Origin of the sequence: Paenibacillus sp. FSL R7-269 (assembly GCF_000517865.1) — a bacterium.
In the GTDB taxonomy this organism is placed as follows: Bacteria; Bacillota; Bacilli; order Paenibacillales; family Paenibacillaceae; genus Paenibacillus_AQ.
Map to the genome: position 1 here is coordinate 1 of NZ_ASPS01000050.1, position 19645 is coordinate 19645.

Annotated in this window: 18 protein-coding genes; 3 read left to right on the plus strand and 15 right to left on the minus strand. The window is 52.0% G+C overall.

Translation table 11 applies throughout. The features are described from left to right. Positions 1-83: IS3 family transposase (locus C162_RS37480; protein ID WP_156949684.1), on the plus strand; the 83-nt coding region annotated here is incomplete at its 5' end. Positions 84-187: 104 nt separating this feature from the next. On the opposite strand, the gene C162_RS21975 is transcribed toward C162_RS37480, so the two are convergent. Continuing rightward, positions 188-1405, minus strand: a complete 1218-nt coding sequence (locus C162_RS21975) for an aminotransferase-like domain-containing protein (protein ID WP_036697740.1) — start codon at positions 1403-1405, stop codon at positions 188-190. Between the two features lie 67 nt (positions 1406-1472). Next, positions 1473-2129, minus strand: coding sequence for a response regulator transcription factor (locus C162_RS21980; RefSeq protein ID WP_036697743.1), 657 nt, complete (start codon positions 2127-2129; stop codon positions 1473-1475). A gap of 283 nt (positions 2130-2412) precedes the next feature. On the opposite strand from C162_RS21980, the gene C162_RS21985 reads away from it, so the two are divergent. Both C162_RS21985 and C162_RS21990 read left to right on the plus strand, forming a co-directional pair. Then, entirely contained in the window at positions 2413-2820 is a 408-nt protein-coding gene (locus tag C162_RS21985) for a hypothetical protein (protein ID WP_036697746.1), read from the plus strand. Continuing rightward, positions 2817-3884 (plus strand): phosphodiester glycosidase family protein, encoded by a 1068-nt coding sequence (locus tag C162_RS21990; RefSeq protein WP_036697748.1) that lies wholly within the window; start codon positions 2817-2819, stop codon positions 3882-3884. Before C162_RS21985 ends, C162_RS21990 begins: the two co-directional genes overlap by 4 nt. Before the next feature lie 385 nt (positions 3885-4269). Here C162_RS21990 and C162_RS21995 read toward each other — a convergent pair whose 3' ends face one another. The 13 genes from C162_RS21995 to C162_RS22055 all read right to left on the minus strand — a co-directional run bounded on the left by C162_RS21995 (position 4270) and on the right by C162_RS22055 (position 19427). Beyond that, entirely contained in the window at positions 4270-4524 is a 255-nt protein-coding gene (locus tag C162_RS21995) for an AbrB/MazE/SpoVT family DNA-binding domain-containing protein (protein ID WP_036697751.1), read from the minus strand. Between the two features lie 158 nt (positions 4525-4682). Then, positions 4683-5147, minus strand: a complete 465-nt coding sequence (trmL, locus tag C162_RS22000) for a tRNA (uridine(34)/cytosine(34)/5-carboxymethylaminomethyluridine(34)-2'-O)-methyltransferase TrmL (RefSeq protein ID WP_036697752.1) — start codon at positions 5145-5147, stop codon at positions 4683-4685. A gap of 249 nt (positions 5148-5396) precedes the next feature. Continuing rightward, complete coding sequence (gene serC, locus C162_RS22005; RefSeq protein ID WP_036697795.1) at positions 5397-6488, minus strand: 3-phosphoserine/phosphohydroxythreonine transaminase; 1092 nt, start codon at positions 6486-6488, stop codon at positions 5397-5399. Between the two features lie 106 nt (positions 6489-6594). Then, on the minus strand, positions 6595-7479 hold the full coding sequence (locus tag C162_RS22010) for a hypothetical protein (RefSeq protein ID WP_036697754.1): 885 nt from the start codon (positions 7477-7479) through the stop codon (positions 6595-6597). A 144-nt stretch (positions 7480-7623) separates the two neighbouring features. Next, positions 7624-10371 carry a GH36-type glycosyl hydrolase domain-containing protein gene (locus C162_RS22015; RefSeq protein WP_036697756.1) on the minus strand — a complete coding sequence of 916 codons (2748 nt, stop codon included), beginning with the start codon at positions 10369-10371 and terminating at the stop codon, positions 7624-7626. A gap of 607 nt (positions 10372-10978) precedes the next feature. Continuing rightward, complete coding sequence (locus C162_RS22020) at positions 10979-11173, minus strand: hypothetical protein (protein ID WP_036697757.1); 195 nt, start codon at positions 11171-11173, stop codon at positions 10979-10981. A gap of 205 nt (positions 11174-11378) precedes the next feature. Continuing rightward, complete coding sequence (glnA, locus tag C162_RS22025; protein ID WP_036697759.1) at positions 11379-12803, minus strand: type I glutamate--ammonia ligase; 1425 nt, start codon at positions 12801-12803, stop codon at positions 11379-11381. Next, entirely contained in the window at positions 12793-12996 is a 204-nt protein-coding gene (locus tag C162_RS22030) for a hypothetical protein (RefSeq protein WP_036697762.1), read from the minus strand. The genes glnA and C162_RS22030 overlap by 11 nt, the downstream gene beginning before the upstream one ends. Before the next feature lie 89 nt (positions 12997-13085). Continuing rightward, a complete protein-coding gene (aroF, locus tag C162_RS22035; protein ID WP_036697765.1) occupies positions 13086-14132 on the minus strand; it encodes a 3-deoxy-7-phosphoheptulonate synthase in 1047 nt (348 codons plus the stop codon). A 364-nt stretch (positions 14133-14496) separates the two neighbouring features. Further along, the gene (locus C162_RS22040) at positions 14497-15453 is read right to left on the minus strand and encodes a 4-hydroxy-3-methylbut-2-enyl diphosphate reductase (RefSeq protein WP_036697796.1); all 957 of its coding nucleotides are present in this window, start codon (positions 15451-15453) and stop codon (positions 14497-14499) included. Between the two features lie 57 nt (positions 15454-15510). Further along, positions 15511-16959: a sensor histidine kinase gene (locus tag C162_RS22045; protein WP_036697768.1), complete on the minus strand. Its 1449-nt coding sequence runs from the start codon at positions 16957-16959 to the stop codon at positions 15511-15513. A gap of 1 nt (position 16960) precedes the next feature. Further along, a complete protein-coding gene (locus C162_RS22050; protein ID WP_036697771.1) occupies positions 16961-17647 on the minus strand; it encodes a response regulator transcription factor in 687 nt (228 codons plus the stop codon). 130 nt (positions 17648-17777) lie between these two features. Beyond that, positions 17778-19427 carry a S1C family serine protease gene (locus C162_RS22055; RefSeq protein ID WP_036697774.1) on the minus strand — a complete coding sequence of 550 codons (1650 nt, stop codon included), beginning with the start codon at positions 19425-19427 and terminating at the stop codon, positions 17778-17780. Between the last annotated feature and the right edge of the window lie 218 nt (positions 19428-19645).

The window sequence follows — 19645 nt, forward strand, 5'->3', positions numbered from 1 at the left end:
CCTACTATAACTCCGAGCGATACCAATGGACATTAAAAAAGATGACTCCTGACGAATTCAGGAGTCATCTCCTAGCGAGCTAGCTCTAGGGTGTTTCTTTTAAACCGTCCTCAAATCGGGTCACAGTTCAGGCCAAGCGGTCACTTTTCCTACAAGACACCCTATCATTCATGCTCTTGATGGTTTCCTAGCTGCGGGCCGTAAACTCAGTCACCGCTTCACTCATCAGGTTCATCCCTAGCAGCAGCTCATCCCGGCCGGGATGGCTGAAGTTGAGCCGGATGCGGTCTGAGCCGCCACTTACACTACAGAGCGGACCAGGCAGGAAGGCTACGCCCTTGGATAGCGAAGCACGCAGCAAAGCCATCGCGTCCAGCCCTTCGGGCAGCGATACCCAGAGGAACATGCCGCCGGCCGGCATGTCGTAGACACTGTTCTTCCAGGCCGGACGCTTCAGCAGCTCCGCCATCAGCTTCAGGCGGGTATTGTATTCGCGGTTCAACAGCGTGATATGCTCCCGCAGATCAAAGGCCGATACACTGAGCAGATGATGCAGCAGCCGCTGGTTCAGCGAGCTGGACTGCCAGTCCGCCATCTGCTTGGCGGCAGCCATCATGCCGATCAGCTCGCGGCTTCCTGCCGCCCAGCCCGTCCGCAGCGCCGGCGCGACAGTCTTGCTGAAGGAGCCGATGTACAGCACATGCCCGCCTTCGCTGACATTCTCCAGTGCGTATAGAGTAGGATATTTCTTGGAGGGATGGCCCTCACTCCGCTGGAAGTGCAGATCGCCGTAGGAATCATCCTCTACGATCAGCACATTATGTGAGATGCACAGCTCCAGAATCTCTTGCCGCCGGGCAAGGCTCCAGAGCACTCCGCTGGGATTGGTGAAGCTTGGCGCAGCGAACAGCATCTTGGGCCTATAGCTGCGGATCGTTCGGCGCAGATGATCCGGCAGCAGGCCATCCCCATCCCCCTGGACCGGAATAATGACGGCTCCCTGCATCCGCAGCGCCTGCAGAATACCGGGAGACGTCGGATTCTCAACCAGCACATGATCCCCGGGATCGATATACACCCTGGACAACAGATCGATGGCCTGCTGACTGCCCGTTGTCAGCAGCACTCCGCCTTCGGCTACCGCCACTCCTTTGCTGCGGAGCCAATCTCCAGTCAGCCATTCGCGGAGCGGGCCATACCCCTCAGGCTCCCCGTACTGCAGCGCACTTGCATCTGTGGAGATAACAGTAGATGCCGCCTCAGACAGCAATGACAGCGGAAATAATTCTTCTGCCGGGAGCTCCTCTGCCAGTGAGATCAGCGTGCCCCGGCGTGTCTCCTTACGGATACTCAGCAGCGGTGAAGATAACAATGTATGTGCGCGCGAAGAAAACTCATACTTCATACGCTTCCCCCCTTTATCTGGTTTAAGAATATTCCAGTTCTGACGCCATTATGTCGTAATACAGGGATTATGCGTAGATTTGCTTGTTCTGTCTTGAGAAAAGCGCGAACTTCTCAATCGCCTGCGCTCTTGTCGATACTTCCAGCTTCACATAAATCTTGCGCAGGTAGTTATCGATTGAACGGCGGCTGACTTCAATTTCAAGTGCGATTTTGTCGTATGTAATTCCTTGCACAATGCGTTCCATGATGAACATCTCAGTCTGTGTCAGCTGCAAGACACCTTCCAGCCCTCTGGAGGAGGCTACCGGACGGAAGCCCTTTTCGATCCACTCCAGCGGAATGGAGAGGAACCCTTCGCGGATGCCGCGGATCATCTGCAGAAGCTGACCCGGAGTGGCTCCCTTCGACAATACCCCGCTCGCTCCCAGTTCAATCAGGGGCAGGAATATTTCCTTATCGTTCTCCTCCGTCATGATAATAATGTGGGAGCACGGTGAGCTTTTTTTCATTTCCGGCAGCACCTCCTCTACGGTTCCATCATGCATCTGATAATCACTCAGTACCAGATCAGGCCGGGATTCCTCCATGCCCGCGAGACATTCCTCCCAGGTAGCGTACATTCCGTCTACCGTCAGTCCCTCCTCATCTTCCAGTATTAATTTTGTTCCCAGCATACTTGTGGGATGACATCCCACGATGACCACCTGCCAGACCTTCGTCATTAATGCCCAGACCTCCTGCTATCTATATAATTTTCCAGAATGGAAAGCGCTGTAAGCGTTTCCTGTCAACACGCAAACAAGGATCTATGCTGTCCTAAGTCTATTCTTCCTTCTTTTACCTTGAATACGTCCATCAGATATTCCAATCTATAGAAATTGTATCGCAGTAGTTTAACAGGATGCAATTACTTTTTGTCGTTTCTGCGCGGCTCTTTCACTTTTGCGAAAAACCTGAAAGTCTGATAGAATGAGAACTTGAAAAAATATGGCTTGAGGTGATGAAATGCAACCGCTAGCGGAATCGACCCGGGTACACTCTCGCCGGAGTGCAGAGAGAAGCGGCTCGTCCGTCAAATGGTTTCTACTGTTCTGGATTCTGATGATCGCGCTCGGCATATATGCCGTATACAGCTACACCAATCATCTGAAAGACCAGGTGCTGAGCGAGCTTGGATCTCAAAGCCAGCAGCAGCTTACCGTTTTGAAGACCGACTACGAGTCCAAGATTGCCGTCCTGTCAGAACAAGTGAAGGAGCTTCAGAGCACCGTGCAGACATTCAACGAGCTGCTGACCTTCACCAAGGATAATGCCAGCAACAAGACGGACAACAGCAACAAGCTGTACACGCAATTAAGCGAGGTCAAGAAACAGCTTGATACGCTCAAGAAAGAGATGGATCTGCTGAAATGATGACTCCTGTCAAAAGAGTGAACCGGTTCTTCATGCTCCTGACTGCTCCATTGTTCGGACTGCTGCTCTGTCTGTGGCTGTACCAGCCCCCGCTTGAGCTTAAACTGAATACCGCCCCCTTCGCAGCTGACCCCGGACCCGTGAATGAAACCGCCCAATTGAAGCAGGACCTGGCTGTGGCCAAGAGCTATGCCGCTTACACCATAGACTCTATCGGCACCAGCGCACAGCTCTACAAGCAGACCACCAATGCTATGAACGCATTGGTCAGCACAGCAGCAGCCCAGACCTCCCGTCCCGAGCGGATCTACAACAGCCGGATTAGTTCCCGGCTCGGCATTCCCGCCGATGTGATCAGCAGCGACCGGATTACCATCGAATTATACCGGCTGAACCCCGGCAACTATACAGCGTACGCAATGAAGATTAAGCTGAAGGATTCCTCAGCCATGAAGATGAGCCTGGCCGGTGACGGCACAGGCGCTTCGGAGACCACCATGCAGGCCGTGAACCGTTACGGCGCCTCGGCCGGTATTAACGCCGGCGGGTTCGCTGATCAGAACGGCAAGCGTTATCCGCTCTCGACTACCATCGTAGGCGGACAATATCTGTACGGGTTCGAGCCCAGCTACAAGGATCTCAGCTTCGTCGGCCTGAACAAGTCCGGCCAGCTGATCGGCGGCAAGTTCACCAGCCGTGACCAGCTCGATCAGTTGGAGCCGGTATTCGGGGCAACCTTCGTCCCCGTGCTTCTGAAGAATCAGAGCAAGACCGCCATTCCACTGAAGTGGCAGCTGGCCCCGAAGCGGGCACCGCGCACCGTCATCGGCAACTATAAGGACAATCAGCTGCTGATTCTGGTCGCTGACGGATATAACGAGAACGGCAACTCGGGAGCTACGCTGGCTGAGCTGCAGGATAAGCTGTACAATCTCGGCGTCATCGATGCTTATAACCTGGATGGCGGCGGCTCATCGTCCATGATTTTTCGCGGCAAGGTCATCAACAAGCCTTCAGACGGCAATCTGCGCCGCGTCCCGACCAACTTCCTGTTCTTCAAGTAACCCCAAGTATAACCGTCAATGCTAAATATCACATTTTCATTTATTTTTACAGGTTAAAAGGGTATACTCAGGGTAACGAAGATCGTCAATAATGGAGGTGCCTGTATGTCGTTCTCCCTGACTTTTTGGATCGTGACCCTGGTATTCGTAATGTTTCTGGCCGGTATTCTTACTTCTTCCTACAACGACGACAAGACTAAGGGGCTGTAACCCGCCCTCCGCAAACAATCTGCCGGACGTATACCACAAAAAGGAGCACCGCACTGATGTGCGGCGCTCTTTTTGTGTTCTTCACTATTCACTGAAGCCGAGTCCAACCAGCATCCATGTTATAAGACGCCGCGTAAGCGTTTTACCCTATGTAGATAATTGATGCGCTCTACGCTTACGCGTGTTTTGGCAGTTGGGTCATCTCAGTAAGGCAGCTTGAACAAATGTAACGGTCTTTATATTCGCTTACGCCTTCCATAGATCCGCAGAAGACACACTTCGGACGGTAACGCTCCAGAATAATATGGTCGCCCTGAACGAGAATTTCTACAGGATCACCTTCATTCATTTGATACCTTTTACGCAGAGACTTAGGCAGAACAATTCTACCCAGCTGATCTACTTTACGTACAACGCCAGCAGGTTTCATATCTAACTTACACTCTCCTGTTCAACTTATGATTAGTAGTGCCATTCCATTTCTGACTTCCAAGTTCACGTACCCTATTACTTTCTTCGGCACTAATCAACTATTTCGTTACTAAAATGTCGAATCCTGCTGAAAAAAATAAAAAATGATGTCAACTTTTAGAAAAGTTGTGGGAAATCCAGTTGCCGGAGCGCTTCATAGACCACAATTGCTGCTGAATTGGACAAATTAAGCGATCTGACCGCCTCACTCATCGGCATCCGCATCGCCGTTTCCTGACCAGCCTCTAGGATCTCAGCCGGCAAGCCCTTGGTTTCTTTCCCGAACACGAAGAAATCTCCATCCCGGAAGGCGAAATCACTATAGCGCTTCTTGGCCTTGGTGGTCGCGTAGAAGAACCGCCCTTCCTGATACTTCTCCAATACTTCACTGAAGGAATTATGATATTCAATATTCACCGCATGCCAATAATCGAGTCCGGCACGCTTCAGCGTAGCATCATCTGTGCGGAAACCCAGCGGGTGTACGAGGTGGAGATGAGTACCTGTCGCCGCACAAGTACGGGCGATATTGCCGGTATTCGCCGGAATTTCCGGTTCCACCAGCACAATGTGTAATGCCATAAGTCGAATGCTTCCTCTCTGTAGGGTCTTAAGGACTGCGGCGGAGTATGTACCCGCAGCGCCTTCCTTGTCCCTGTGATGTATTCTTGCTGCTTGCAGGTACAGGCCGGGCTCAGGTGATTCTGGCTATGGGCAAAATAACCCCACAAAGTGGGGCTTTAGCGTAGGGTGATGACTCAGGTACTTTGCGGGGACCCCAAAACATATAAACCTTCCGCTGCCAGGCGGAAGGTCAGGAACGTTCTTAGATTACCCTTGGGTTTGCTGGAAATGCTTCATGAAATCAGCCAGCGCCTTCACGCTCTCATGTGGGACGGCGTTGTAGATCGAAGCCCGTAAGCCGCCTACGCTGCGGTGTCCCTTGAGGCCGACAAAGCCTTCCGCTTCGGAAGCTTTGATGAACTGCTTCTCCAGCTCCTCCGATTGCATCCGGAACGTTACATTCATGATGGAACGGCTGCCTTCTTCCGCAACTCCGCGGTAAAAGCCGCCGCTGCCGTCGATATAATCATACAGGAGACCTGCTTTGTCACGGTTCTTGGCTTCAGTGCCGGCAAGCCCGCCCTGTTCCTCAATCCATTTTAACACTTCGTTAACCATATATACAGAGAAGGATGGCGGCGTATTGTAGAGAGAGTTGTTCTTGTAATGAGTATCATACCGCAGAATCGTTGGAATATTCGCCGGAGAACTGGAAATCAGCTCTTCCTTGGCTATCACTACGGTGACGCCCGACGGTCCGAGATTCTTCTGTGCACCGGCATAGATCAGGCCGAATTGGTTCACATCGAAGTCGCGGCTCAGAATATCACTGGACATATCAGCAACCAGCGGAATGTTACCGGCATCAGGATATTGTGCATACTGCGTGCCTTCAATCGTCTCATTCGAGGTGATGTGCAGGTAAGCCGCATTGTCCGCAGCCTTGATGCTGCTTAGCTCGGGAATAGCCAGGAATTTCTTGTCTGCCGAGGATGCGGCTACATGCCCGCCGCCTGTCAGCTTGGCTTCCTTCAGGGCTTTGTCCGCCCAGCTTCCTGTCATGACATAGCTGCCAACCTGGCCTTCAGCGATAAGGTTCAGCGGAACCATGGCGAACTGTGTGCTTGCTCCGCCCTGGATGAACAATACCTTGTAGCCCTGCGGATTGCCGAGGAGCGAAAGCAGGCGTTCCTGAGCTTCATTATGCACGGATTCGTATATCGCCCCACGGTGCGACATCTCCATAATGGACATTCCGCTCTCCCGGAATTCAACGAACTCCGCCTGTGCACGTTCCAATACTGCCAGCGGCAATGCTGCCGGACCGGCATTAAAATTGTATGCTCTCTTGCTCAAAATAACTCCCACCCTTTCTCTCCTATGAATATGGATATCGCTATGATAGCAGATAACGATAAACACCAGCAAGTATAATTATTCACATATGAGGTAAGCTAGACCGCATTCAGGAGACCGAAAACAGGTAGCAGCGGCTCCACACCTTGCTGTGACGCGGTAAAATAGTGATGTCAGCAAAAACCTCAGGTGAAATTACATGCTTGTCTCCCCACAGCGCAATCCGCTCAGCAGCGAAATCTCCGCTCTCTCTGATGCAGGCACCAGTAGGCTTATGGATCAGCTCCCAGTAATAACCTGCCTCCGCCTGCTCCCAGCCTTCGAGTCTGCAATAGAATTGGCGGTTCGTTTCCCCGGCCCAAGTCAGGCTATTCCCGTCTATGCTGAGCAAATTCTCCGTATACGCCGATTCCGCGTCCACGATCTTCGGCGTTCCCGGCAGCCTAAGCTCATAATCCGTCCCTACGGGTGCCCCATCAATACCGACAAAATTATGAATATACTCTTCAATCCGCAGCACTTCAGTCCCTGTATTCTCTACCCTGTAGGAAATGTCCAGCCGGTTCCCTTCCAGCTTCAGCGTCTTGACCAACCGCATACTGTAGCCCCGGCATTCCAGCGGCTGCACAGTGTATGTAACCGATTGTCCGCTCCACTCCTCACTAATCGGGAATGGCTTAAGCGGATACTCTCCAATGAATGAATAGGGCTCATCGCTCTGCTTCTGCAGTAGTCCGATACCGAATTTGGGGAACCATTCCCCTGCAGCAGCATCCTCATAGCCAATTGCCCGGGAAATGCCAAATTCATTGCAGAGGCCTATGCCTCCCGTACCCTGCCCGGGCACCAGACTTTCCGGAACGCAAAAGGTATGTCCGCCCTGCTCCAGCTTCACTCCTGTAATAAATCCCGTCCAGTCAAAACGGGTCCCCCCGTAAGCTCCCACATCAGCGATCTCTACTGTCAGTACTCCGTTGGATAGTATACGTGTCATTGATCTCTTTCCTTTCTGTCCTGGTTGGACACAGCACATCCTATCATAGCATTTCCAGGTCCATTCTATACGGTATATTTGGATATTGAAAAGCCTGCTCTGCGCGGACCGTCAGAGCAGGCGATAGATTTCAGCAGCTCCGGCTTAGGCCAGTTCTACCTCCAGCAGATGAATTTCTCCTTCAGCCAGTTCTGTCAGCAGGCTGCGTGGAATCACAGCGCCCTCTGAGCCGCGCTGAAGCGTTACCTCAGCCCCGTTCAAGCGGACTGCGTGTATTTGATACTCTCCGTACTCCGTGCTTCCAGAAGCCGTATAGACGACTTTCAGCTCACGTCCGGCAAAGATAGTTTTGATCGAGGCGCTCTTATTGCCGTCAAACTGTTCTTTCACCAGCTTCGGCTGCAGCAACAGGTCACCGAGCTTGCCTTTGACGCCAAATACTTCAGTCACCATCGTCAGGAGCAGCCAGCTTGCCGAGCCTGTCAGATACGTGTACATTCCTCTGCCCTGCTCGTTGATATATTCCGGAATTCCGGGATACATCCGGCTGACCTCGAAGTTCGCACTCAGGTTATACAGCGAATTCAGCACCTTACGGCCTTCTTTGACGTATCCGCGCTTATATAGCGCATTGCCGTACATAACGGTCATGTGGCTGAACATCGCTCCGTTCTCCTTGTGTCCGAAGGCGAAGCCGAACGCCCGGCCCAGATTCTGCTGAATGCCGCCGAAGTTGCTGTTCAGACGGTAGCCGATTTTCTCATCGTACAGATTGCGCTCTACCGCAGAGATGATTGCTGGAATCTGCTCTGGAGCAGCCGCGTGGCCGAGGAGCGGGAAGACCTGTCCAGTAAGCGTCATCCGTGTGCTATCAGCCCATTCCCCTTCTACACGTTCACCGTCATTATTATAATAACCGTTGAACCAGCCGTCGCCATATCCGCTCTCTACCCATTCATTGCGGCGCAGGTGATCGAAGATCCATTCCGCCTTACGGGCGAGATCTGCTGCAACCTCTTCAAGCTTCAGCACAGCTCTTACTCCGCTCACCTTATTCGGCGCAGCAGCATAGAAGCGGCTGAGCAGCTCATGCTTGGCCGTCACCGATTCATAATCGACAGCTTGGCCGAGCGAGTCAAGCAGCAGCACCATCTCTTCGGCCAGCTCCAGCGTATCTCCGCCCGTCCGTTCTTTCAGGGTAATCAGCAGCTTGGACAGATCCAGCAGGTTGCTGGCATAGAAGGCTGTGAAAGTAACACTTTCGCCCCGCTGTGCAGCCATATCGAGGCCATCGTTCCAGTCTGCTCCTTCCAGCAGGATATTGTTATGCTCACCCACATTGAAGAAAGGAACCAGATTCTGCAGCAGGATATGCTCCAGAATAGTACCTGTATATTCTTCGCCCGCAGTTGTCCGCAGACTGCTTCCTGCCCCCGGCTCCCAGGAGGCATCGCGGTCTTTACAGCGGTTCATGAAGGTATCACGGAAGTAGGTCTGCTCCTGCAGCAGGAAGTCCAGATCCCCGCTCTGATCCAGGTATAGCATGGTAGTCAGGAACGGCCACGCGCCATGATCCATCCAGACCCGTGGAATATTGTTACGGTCGGCAATGAATTCGCCCGGCTGCTGCCCGATGATCGTCGCATTGCTGCCGTCAATTCGAACTCCGGCATAGTTGTTCAGCAGCAGGCTGCGCACATCCGCAGGTTCCATGATCAATAGAGCCAGGCAATCCTGCCAGAGATCGCGCCAGCCGCGTCCCCCTCTGCCATAATCGTGGTAAGGCAGGAACGAGTTGCCGTATAGTCTGCGCAGCACCGGCTGCAGCGTCACCCATTTCATCCATTCGTCAGCAGCATGATCTCCGGTATGGAATTCTACCGTATTGACTTTATCCGCCCAGAAGCGCTTATTCTCTTCAAGCAATGCGTCAAAAGCCGCAGCCGAGCCATATTTGGCCATCAGCGCCTGCACATCAATTCTATCATTGTCAATCGCCATGACTACGACATAAGAATGGCTCTGACCCGGCTCCAGAGTAATCGCGGCGAACCGCAGTCCCCCCAGCGCCTCATAACCTTCCCAAGGCACTCCTCCGTCTTCGCCAATCGGCGGCGCCAGATTGTTCACGACCGCTTCCGGCCAATCCAGACTTCCGCCCTCGCCGATGAATTCCTCCTGGACAGGGAATAATCCGGTTGGCAGCGCTCCACCCTCTCCAGCCCCGAATACCCCGTACGAAGTATGATTCACCCGATGGCCGCGTTCGTCGAAGGACAGGGCAGGCTGCACCTCTACGCCATAAGCCGAAGTATAAATCCGGTTCAGCAGCGAAGTCACATGCCGGTGATCGCGCAGATCGTCCGCAGAGCGCGCATATAGCGGAATAGCTGCAGTAGGTGTCAGCGTAAGCACCTCTGTACCGCTGTTCGTAAGTACCACCTTCATCAGCTCAACCTTGTCGCTGCCGCAGGGTACGAAGCTTGTGATCTCCGCTCTCAGCCCCAGCTCCTTACTCTCCCGCGTCACCCGATGCCACAGAAGTCCTGCCTCCAGCAAGGATTCATCTGCCGCTTCGCTATAGAATGACGCATTCTGCCGTGCAGAATTGCCCGCAGCCGACCAGGCGCCTTTGCCTTCAATGTATACCCAGAAATTGCGCGAGGCGCGGGAATTATGCAGATCCTCCACCGAGATCGGCGGTGTCAGAAAGGTATTATGGCCCGAGGTGGCCTGACCATGCAGCTTAGGACTGACCGAAGACATCATGCCCCCTTCATTAACTAGCGGAAAATATAAAAAGCTGCTACGGTCCGGCTGTTCCAGCCGAAAATCCCCGTTATTCCCGGTAAAGCTCCAGCCTGTTCTTGACACCTTTGATTGATCCTTCAATACATTCATCCTCCCTGTTCCCTGACAGCAGATCTCTTCTTGTTTGTGTAAGGCTACATAATCGCATAACTGCATAACTGCATAACTGCATAATCGCAAAATCCGAAACCGTTTTCCGAAATCGGTTTCGATTTCATTATCACACCGTCATTTCCCTTTGTAAAGCGTTTTTTTATGACCTTTAAGCAGAGTATGATGTGTAAATCTAATACTCCAAAGCTCAAATCGCCTTATAAATATGTTACTTAATTACAATAATACTATTTAAGTAACGAAACTTTACGAAAACACAATATAAAGCTATTTGTAACAAGTGCAAATGAGCTTCCACCTTTACTCAACTAGCAAATATTCACTGAATTCAGGTGCACCAATGCCCCACATTCAGCTCATTTGCCCAATATTGCCGAATTCAGGTGCACTTGTGCTCTTCATTTAGCTCGTTTGCCCACTTTTTCCAGATTCAGGTGCACTTGTGCTCTTCATTTAGCTCGTTTTCCCACCATTCGCCGAATTCAGGTGCACTAATGCTCTTCATTTAGCCCATTTTCCCACCATTCGCCGAATTCAGGTGCACTAATGCTCTTCATCATTACTCCCAATCAGTTTAATCAGTAGCAGCACCAACAGAGGGAATTATCCCTTTTATTTTAGCTTCCAACCAACTTTTCGCTGAATCTGAGGGATTTATCCCTTTCATTTCACCCATTTGCCAACTTTCAGCTAAATCAAAGGGATTTATCCCTTTTTTCTCAACTTCTAGCCAACTCCCACCTAAATTAGAGGGATTTATCCCTTTCACCTTTCTCCTTTCTCCTTTCACCTTCCACCTTTCACTTTTCACTTTTCACTTTTCACTTTTCACTTTTCACTTTTCACTTTTCACTATTCACTTTTCACTTTTCACCTCACCCTCCAGCACGAAATTGCCACACGCAAAAAGCCCCCAGAATCAATGATTCCAGGGGCCCTTCTAACCTACTATATTCACATTAGACTAGCTTATCTTATACGTCGAAGTACAGGGAGTATTCATGCGGATGAACGCGGATAGCAACAGCTTGAGCTTCGGAACGCTTCAGGGCGATATAGTTATCGATGAAGTCCTTGGTGAATACGCCGCCCTCAGTCAGGAATTCGAAGTCAGCCTCCAGTGCATCCAGTGCTTCGTCCAGGGAACCTGGAACGCTGCGGATCTTCTCTTTGTCTGCATCAGACAATTCGTAGATGTTCTTGTCCAGCGGACCATAACCCATTTCTTCAGGGTTGATCTTCTTCTTAATTCCGTCCAGACCAGCCATCAGCATAGCGGAGAAGGCCAGGTAAGGGTTAGCAGTGGAGTCCGGTGTACGGAATTCGATGCGACAGCCCTTAGGTGTCACAGCAGCAACCGGGATACGGACAGCAGCGGAACGGTTACCCTTGGAGTAGACCAGGTTGACTGGTGCTTCATAGCCAGGAACCAGACGTTTGAACGAGTTGGTGCTTGGATTCGTCAGCGCGATCAATGCAGGAGCATGATACAGGATACCGCCGATGTAGTGCAGCGCCATTTCACTCAGGTTGGCATATGCGCCTTTTTCGTAGAACAATGGAGCATCGCCGTTGAAAATCGATTGGTGAACGTGCATTCCGCTACCGTTATCACCGAACAGCGGTTTTGGCATGAAGGTGGCTACCTTGCCGTATTGACGTGCAGTGTTCTGCACAATGTATTTGTAAGTGAGGAGATTATCAGCTGTTTTCTTCAGGGTGTCGAAACGGAAGTTGATTTCCGCTTGGCCTGCTGTTGCTACTTCATGGTGATGACGCTCGATTTCGAGGCCGGCTTCACCAAGCAAACGGCACATTTCACTGCGGATATCCTGCTGGGAATCCACTGGAGCTACAGGCACGTATCCGCCCTTCACGCCAACCTTGAAGGCCATGTTGCCGCCTTCTTCCTTGCGGCCAGTGTTCCATGCTGCTTCCTCGGAATCCACGTAGAAGGAGGAAGTATTCATTCCGCTCTCGTAACGTACATCGTCGAAGATGAAGAATTCGGATTCAGGTGCGAAGAATGCTGCTGTACCTACACCGCTGGACTGCAGGAATTCTTCAGCCTTCACTGCGATACCGCGCGGGTCGCGCTCATAACGTTCGCCATCAGGTGTGAAGATGTCGCACATAATGTTCAGCGTAGGATGAGCAGTGAACGGGTCAATGTAAGTGGTGCTTGGATCAGGCATCATTACCATATCCGACTCTTCAATCCCCCGGAAGCCGGTAATGGAAGAACCATCGAATGCTACTCCATTTACAAAGGTTTCTTCTTCAACTGCGGATGCTGGCAAAGAGATGTGGTGAGCACGTCCACCCAAATCTACAAACCGGAAATCCACCCACTCGATATTGTTTTCCTTGATCGTCTGCAATACTTTTTCAACCGACATGCTTAATTCCTCCCCAGATTCCGAACATTAGGCCGCTCATCGTATCAAATGTTCTTGTTTTTATTTTTTTGCTGTCGTCATTATAAATCGCATACCTAACATCGTCAATGCTTATGTCAGGTATTTCTTGCGACAATGTAAGATATTCTGACGCTTTGGTGAAAATACCAATTTCATCCGGATTCCATGTCACCTTTGTCCCCTATGCAGCAAAAACAGCCCTCATCCTCCAGCCTGAAGCGGGAGAAGAGAGCTGTTCAATAGTCATTTATACGTTGAAAATCATACTACAGGCGAAGCCTCCAGAGACGGAGAGAACTTGCGGCCCACCAGCGGTGCCAGCTTCTCCAAATCCCGCAGCAGGCTGTCGAATTGCTCAGGGAACAGAGACTGCACGCCATCACCGGTCATGGAGTTATCAGGGTCGGTATGCATCTCGATAATCAGACCGTTGGCGCCGGCAGCAACAGAGGCCTTGGCCATAGGGGCTACCAGTTCACGGCGTCCGGTACCGTGGCTCGGGTCAGAAATTACTGGCAGATGGCTGAGGTTCTGCAGCACAGGAATGGCCGACAGATCCAACGTGTTGCGCGTGTAGGTCTCGAAGGTACGGATGCCGCGCTCGCACAGCATGACATCCCGGTTGCCCCCGGCGAGAATGTATTCCGCTGCATTCAGCAGCTCATCATAGGTCGCACTGAACCCGCGCTTCAGCAGCACAGGACGGCCGCAGGTCCCCAGCTTGCGCAGCAGGTCAAAGTTCTGCATGTTGCGCGTACCCACCTGCAGAATATCCGCGTGCTCGGCACAGATATCTACGTATTCCGGCGTCATGACCTCAGTAATGGTCAGCAGGCCGTGACGTTTGCCGGCTTCCGCCATCATCGTCAGCCCTTCCACGCCAACCCCCTGGAAGCTGTAAGGTCCGGTACGCGGCTTGAAGGCACCTCCGCGCAGCACTTGTCCGCCTGAAGCCTTCACCAGCCGGGCGATCTCATCGATCTGCTCCGGAGATTCCACGGCACACGGACCGCCCATAATAACCATGTTCTCTCCGCCGATCTTCACTCCGCGGATATCGATAACCGTATCCTCCGGATGGAAGTCGCGGCTTGCCAGCTTATAGGATTTGGTAATCTTAACTACATTCTCTACGCCCTTCATCTGGCGCAGATGCTCGGCAAGCTTCGGAGTGACGCCCCCGACCAGTCCGATTACGGTATGGTCAGCCCCTACAGAGAGGTGGACCTGCAAGCCTTCCTTCTCAATCACGGCAATAATCTCATTCACCTGTTCCTGAGGTGTTTGGTTTGATGTAATAACGATCATATGATAGCTCCCCTTTTGAACCCGTATTAGTGTTGTTGGATAGACCGGCACACTGCTGATGATTCCCTAATTCCCCAATTCACTATCTCGCTACGACGCGTGTACGCTTTTAAGCACTAAAGTTATTTTATCGCATATTCCCCTTTCAGTCAACCATTATTCCCCCGTTCCGTGTGAACTCTATGTGGCAAAACAAGTGGAAACGGCATTGCGGTCCTTTTAAAGGACGGTACCGTTTCGGCGAGAAAGATAAGGATAATTTTAGCGAGAAGCATATACATTCTTATCTTTCAAAAAAAGCAGCACAGCCCTTTCAGGCCGTACTGCCGGTTAATCGCTATGAGTTCATCGTGATTCAGAGCTGTCAGCTGGTGCTTGCTGTCTTATTCTTCACCGGAGGCAGAAGCTTCGCCATATTGACCGTGCGCTTGATCTCCCAGGTCTCCGGCTTCGCTTCATCATACTGCTCCAGATAATTAATAACTTCCTTGGTGATCGGTGTCGGCGTAGAAGCGCCGGAAGTCACACCTACCTTGGTGATTCCCTTCAGCCACTCCGTATTCAGCTCGGAGACGTCAGCAATCCGGTGAGCCGGGACGCCGGCAATCTCCTCTGATACCTGCGCCAAGCGGTTTGAGTTATTGCTCCGAGGATCACCCACCACAATAACCAGCTCACACTGGCCCGCCTGCTCAGCAACAGCTTCCTGCCGCACCTGCGTAGCCATGCAGATCTCATTATGAACCTCAGCGCCGGGGAAAGTCTCCAGTAGCTTACGCATAATATGCTTAATATCCCACTGGCTCATTGTGGTCTGGTTGGTAATGACAATACGTGAGGAAGGGATAGATAGGCCGGCAATTTCCTCTTCCTTCTCGATCAGATGGACATGCTCCGGCGCAATTCCCACCGCACCTTCAGGCTCCGGATGGCCTTTCTTGCCGATATAAATAATCTCACAGCCCTCTTCTACCTTTTCCTTGATGAGGTCATGCGTCTTGGTCACATCCGGGCATGTGGCATCTACCGTAGTCAACCCTTTGGCGCGTGCCATCTTACGGACCTCGGGCGATACGCCGTGCGCTGTGAAGATGACTGTTCCCTTATCTACTTTATCTAGAATATCCAGACGGTTATGCCCGTCCAACGTAATGATTCCGTCATCCTCGAAGGAGTTCGTGACATGGCTGTTGTGCACAATCATGCCCAGTATATAAATCGGCCGGGGCAAATCCAGATTCTGCGCAGCTTGCCGTGCCATCACCATAGCATCGACGACGCCATAGCAATAACCCCGGGGAGAGATTTTGATGACTTCCATGAATTCACCGCTTTCTGCTGTCAATGACTGCTGTAATAGGAGCCCCTCAATTATACCCTATTCCAGAGGCGGGGCAAAGAGCAGCGGCAGCCAGATCACAAAGGTAGTCCCTTCCCCCTGACGGGTAACCACCTCAACAGAGCCTCCATGCTCCTCAATAATCCATTTGGCAATGGACAATCCGAGCCCGATACCTTCCGTAATTCCTCTGGATTCATCTGCTCGGTAGAAGCGGTCGAAGATATGCGGCACCTCATCTTTGTCCATCCCGATTCCCGTATCGGCAATGCGGATTCCCACTTGATTCTGATACAGCAATGCATCCAGCGTAACCTCACCGGCCGGGGTATATTTGAACGCATTGTCAATGAAAATAAACATCATCTGCTGCAGATAATCCTTATTGCCCAGGATATACTTACCGTTCAGATGGCCCATCTCACCGACAGACCACTCTGCTTCACGCGTCAGGAAGGACGCGCGGCGGGCCACTTCAGTCATCATCGGCTCCAGCGCTACCGGCTCGATCTCGAAGGTCCGGCCGGTATCCGCCCGGGCTAGGGAGAGCATATCCGCTACCAGACGGCTCATGCGTGCCGCTTCATCAGCGATATCCTTCACCGATTCAATCGAGAGCTGGCGGACATCCGCCTCGGACATCCGGCTGTCATCCGGCTTCATCTCCCAGACCTTTTGCAGCAGATCAATATTCCCGCGGATGGTTGTAAGCGGTGTCCGCAGCTCATGCGAAGCATCAGAGACGAAGCGGCGCTGCGTGGCATAGGCCTCCTCCAGTCCCGTATAAAAACCCTCCATCCGCCCGAGCATACTATTCACCGTCTCGATCAGCCGCCCGATCTCATCCTGCGGACCGTCATATACGATCCGCGAGCTGAGGTCCGTTCCCGTCTGAATCCCGTTCGCAGCTTCAATGACCTTGCCAATCGGACTCATCGCCTTGCGGGCCAGGAAGAGGCCGAAGGTGAAGGCTGCGAGCAGGGTAGCGAAGGAGCCGGCCAGCAAAATATTCTTCAGCCGGTTCAGCAGGGTGACCTGCTCACCCGTATATACGGCAACCTGGAGGACAGCAGGGAAACTGCTGTTATTGAGATTGATGTCGAAGCCCTTCTGATAGATCAGAAAAGGATTGCCGCCATAGCTGGCTTGCAGGAACCCCTCCTCTCCGGGGAGATCCTCCTTGGCGGGTACCTTGAACTTCAAGCTGATCTCGGTCATGTTCGGACTGGGGATCAGTCTGTCCAGATCATAGATGTACATCTGGGCGAACAGACTTTGGCCCGCAGGTCCGCCTAGCACCGGCTGCAGCGAGCCGTCAGAGGTCAGCCCCTGCTTCAGTTCAACCTGATGGGACTGGTTCAGGAGCCGGCTTTTCAAATCGCCATACGTATTAATATAGACAAAGCCGTAGATTACGGCCGACAAGACCAGCAGCATAACGGCAAGAATCCCTGAATACCAGGCAGTAAGCCGCAAACGTATGGACATATTAGTCACCTCTTAGGATGTAACCGGCTCCCCGGATCGTCTGAATCAGTCGCTTGCCGCCATGCTCCTCCGTCTTCTGGCGCAGCATTGCAATATATACCTCCAGGACATTCGATTCCCCGCTGTAATCATAGCCCCAGATCTTATCCATAATGAGATCGCGGGAGAGCACCCGCTTCGGATTCTGCATGAACAGATGCAGCAGCTCGAATTCCTTCGCTGTCAGCTCCAGACGCCGTCCGGCGCGGGTCACTTCCCGGGAATCCACGTCCAGCGTAATATCCTCATAGGTGACCGCCTGATCCGTGCTTCCGCCCTGCTCGCTTTTGCGCCGGAGCAGCGCCCGGACTCTGGCCAGCAGCTCCTCCAGTGCAAACGGCTTCACCAGATAATCATCTGCCCCGAGGTCCAGCCCCTTCACCCGGTGCTCGATTTCATCCTTGGCGGTCAGCATCAGCACAGGAACACTGCTTCCGCCCTCCCGCAGACGGCGGCATACTTCGAACCCGTCCACCTGGGGCATCATAACGTCCAGAATGACCACATCTGGATCACTATTCAGAACGGCACGCAGCCCGTCTGCACCGTTGGACGCGGTCTTGACATCATACCCTTCAAAAGCCAACCCGCGTCGGAGCATAGAGGTTATTTTCTCATCATCATCAATTATCAGTATATTCGGTCGCATCCGGCAGCCCCCATTGTCTCATTTGTATATCTCTATTGTATCAGATGCACCAGTCTCTCCGCATCCGTTCACGAACAGCACAGAGCGGAAGGGTTGCCCCTTCCGCTCTGCCGCTCACCGCCTAGTGTGCTTATTGCTTCTGAGTCTGTGCAGTCTCGAAATCATTCTTATTGCCGATCGTTACCGGCAGATCCAGCTTCTTACCGTCACGGACCACATTCAGAGTCGCCTTATCGCCTACCTTAAGCGTCTGGATGTAAGTGATCAGATCCTGGCTGGTAGCGTAGCTCTTTCCGTCAATTCCTGTAATGATATCGTAAGGACGCAGATCCGCTGTATAAGCAGGAGATTTGAAGACAATTTCAGCCACTACAGAGCCTTCTTTAATTGTTGTCCCCATTTGCTTGGCAACTTCATCGGTAATCGTCATAAGCGTGGCCCCAATGAAAGGTACCGGTTCCTTAGGAATTTCCTGATTGGCTTCAAGCTTATCTACAACGCCTTTAATGGTATTTACCGGAATCGCAAAGCCGATACCCTGAGCGTCTCTGCTTACTGCAACGTTCATACCGATAACCTGGCCGTTCATGTTGAGCAGCGGTCCGCCCGAGTTCCCCGGATTGATCGAGGCGTCGGTTTGCAGCAGATTTTTGTAGGTTTTTGTACCACTGCCGTCTTCTTCGGCAATATCAATACTGCGGCCTCTGGCACTGAGCACCCCGGTTGTCACTGTATGGTCGAAGCCCTGCGGGTTACCGATCGCCACAACCTCAGAGCCTACCTTGATGTTGTCAGAATCGCCAAGCGCCACAGACGGGAAGTCCGATCCTTCAATCTTCAGTACGGCGAGATCGAGATCCTTGCTGGAGCCCAGCAGCTTCGCTTCGTAAGTCTTAGTATTGCCGTCCACCGTAACCTGAATCACATCGGCATTATCAACAACGTGCTGGTTAGTCAAAATGTATCCGGCAGAATCATAGATGAAGCCAGTCCCGATTCCGTAAGGAACCAGCTGCGGGGAATCCGAGTTGTTCGATGGAGTCTGTGATTCCGAATTATTCGAACCGGAACCTCCTCCGCCGAATTGATCACCGAAGAAGAACTGTGAGAACGGATCGCTCATATTCGGGCTGCTGCTTCTATTCCGTGAGTTGTTTGATTTCACCAGCGTCTCAATTTTGACGACTGCCGGCCCTACCCCTTCAACTACGCCGGACACATCTCCTGAGCCGGTGACCAGCGCCGCTGCGGAGGTGGAAGGTGTAATATTAGCATTGCCGTTAGCCGTCTTCCCCGCCGGATTCAATGCAACCGTGGTTGCCTCCTGGCCTCCTGTGAACCAATTCCCCCGGTCTGCCATGAACATGGAGCCTGATAAGACCACCATTCCGGCGAGAAAAGATACCAGTACCGCCTTCACCGGCTTCTTCGGCTTGCGGTTGTACTGCCAGCCGTTGCCCCCCTCCGGAGGATTGCCGCCCCGTCCGCCGTTCCCGTCATTCCCTGTGGTGCGGAGCGAGGTGTTATACGGTAAGGACTTCACCGGCTGTGGCGGTGTAACCTCAACCCGCTCAGGTTCGCGGCGGTTATAGTGCTGCGGGTCATTGCCGTTCATCTCATCATTGTTCAGGGATTTGAAAGGTCCGTAAGAATAATAGTAGGAGCCGCCTTCTGCGGATGAATTAGTGCTGTTATCAGTATCAGTATGATTATTGTCCCATTCACGATCTGGTCCCGGTTCATGATCACGATTGAAATTGTTGTTTTTGTTATCGTCCATGTTTACTTTCCTCCCGCGCCTTGCCGTGTCAGGCAAAGTGTTATTTGTTTTGATGTCCTTATTTTGTACTGTAAACCTTAAGGTCACATTAAAAACAATTTAAGCGGAGATAAAAAGATAACAAGACGATAATGGATCGTTGATTAATCAAACAGATCTTCTACAGTACGGATAGGCTTCACTTCCATTCGTTCTTTGAATGCTGCCATATGAAAGTA

Bases quoted from the DNA above. Each gene is read 5' to 3' on its own strand.
- C162_RS21975 (WP_036697740.1), bottom strand. From the start codon at position 1,405: ATGAAGTATGAGTTTTCTTCGCGCGCACATACATTGTTATCTTCACCG.
- C162_RS21980 (WP_036697743.1), bottom strand. From the start codon at position 2,129: ATGACGAAGGTCTGGCAGGTGGTCATCGTGGGATGTCATCCCACAAGT.
- C162_RS21985 (WP_036697746.1), top strand. From the start codon at position 2,413: ATGCAACCGCTAGCGGAATCGACCCGGGTACACTCTCGCCGGAGTGCA.
- C162_RS21990 (WP_036697748.1), top strand. From the start codon at position 2,817: ATGATGACTCCTGTCAAAAGAGTGAACCGGTTCTTCATGCTCCTGACT.
- C162_RS21995 (WP_036697751.1), bottom strand. From the start codon at position 4,524: ATGAAACCTGCTGGCGTTGTACGTAAAGTAGATCAGCTGGGTAGAATT.
- trmL (WP_036697752.1), bottom strand. From the start codon at position 5,147: ATGGCATTACACATTGTGCTGGTGGAACCGGAAATTCCGGCGAATACC.
- C162_RS22010 (WP_036697754.1), bottom strand. From the start codon at position 7,479: ATGACACGTATACTATCCAACGGAGTACTGACAGTAGAGATCGCTGAT.
- glnA (WP_036697759.1), bottom strand. From the start codon at position 12,803: ATGTCGGTTGAAAAAGTATTGCAGACGATCAAGGAAAACAATATCGAG.
- aroF (WP_036697765.1), bottom strand. From the start codon at position 14,132: ATGATCGTTATTACATCAAACCAAACACCTCAGGAACAGGTGAATGAG.
- C162_RS22040 (WP_036697796.1), bottom strand. From the start codon at position 15,453: ATGGAAGTCATCAAAATCTCTCCCCGGGGTTATTGCTATGGCGTCGTC.
- C162_RS22045 (WP_036697768.1), bottom strand. From the start codon at position 16,959: ATGTCCATACGTTTGCGGCTTACTGCCTGGTATTCAGGGATTCTTGCC.
- C162_RS22050 (WP_036697771.1), bottom strand. From the start codon at position 17,647: ATGCGACCGAATATACTGATAATTGATGATGATGAGAAAATAACCTCT.
- C162_RS22055 (WP_036697774.1), bottom strand. From the start codon at position 19,427: ATGGACGATAACAAAAACAACAATTTCAATCGTGATCATGAACCGGGA.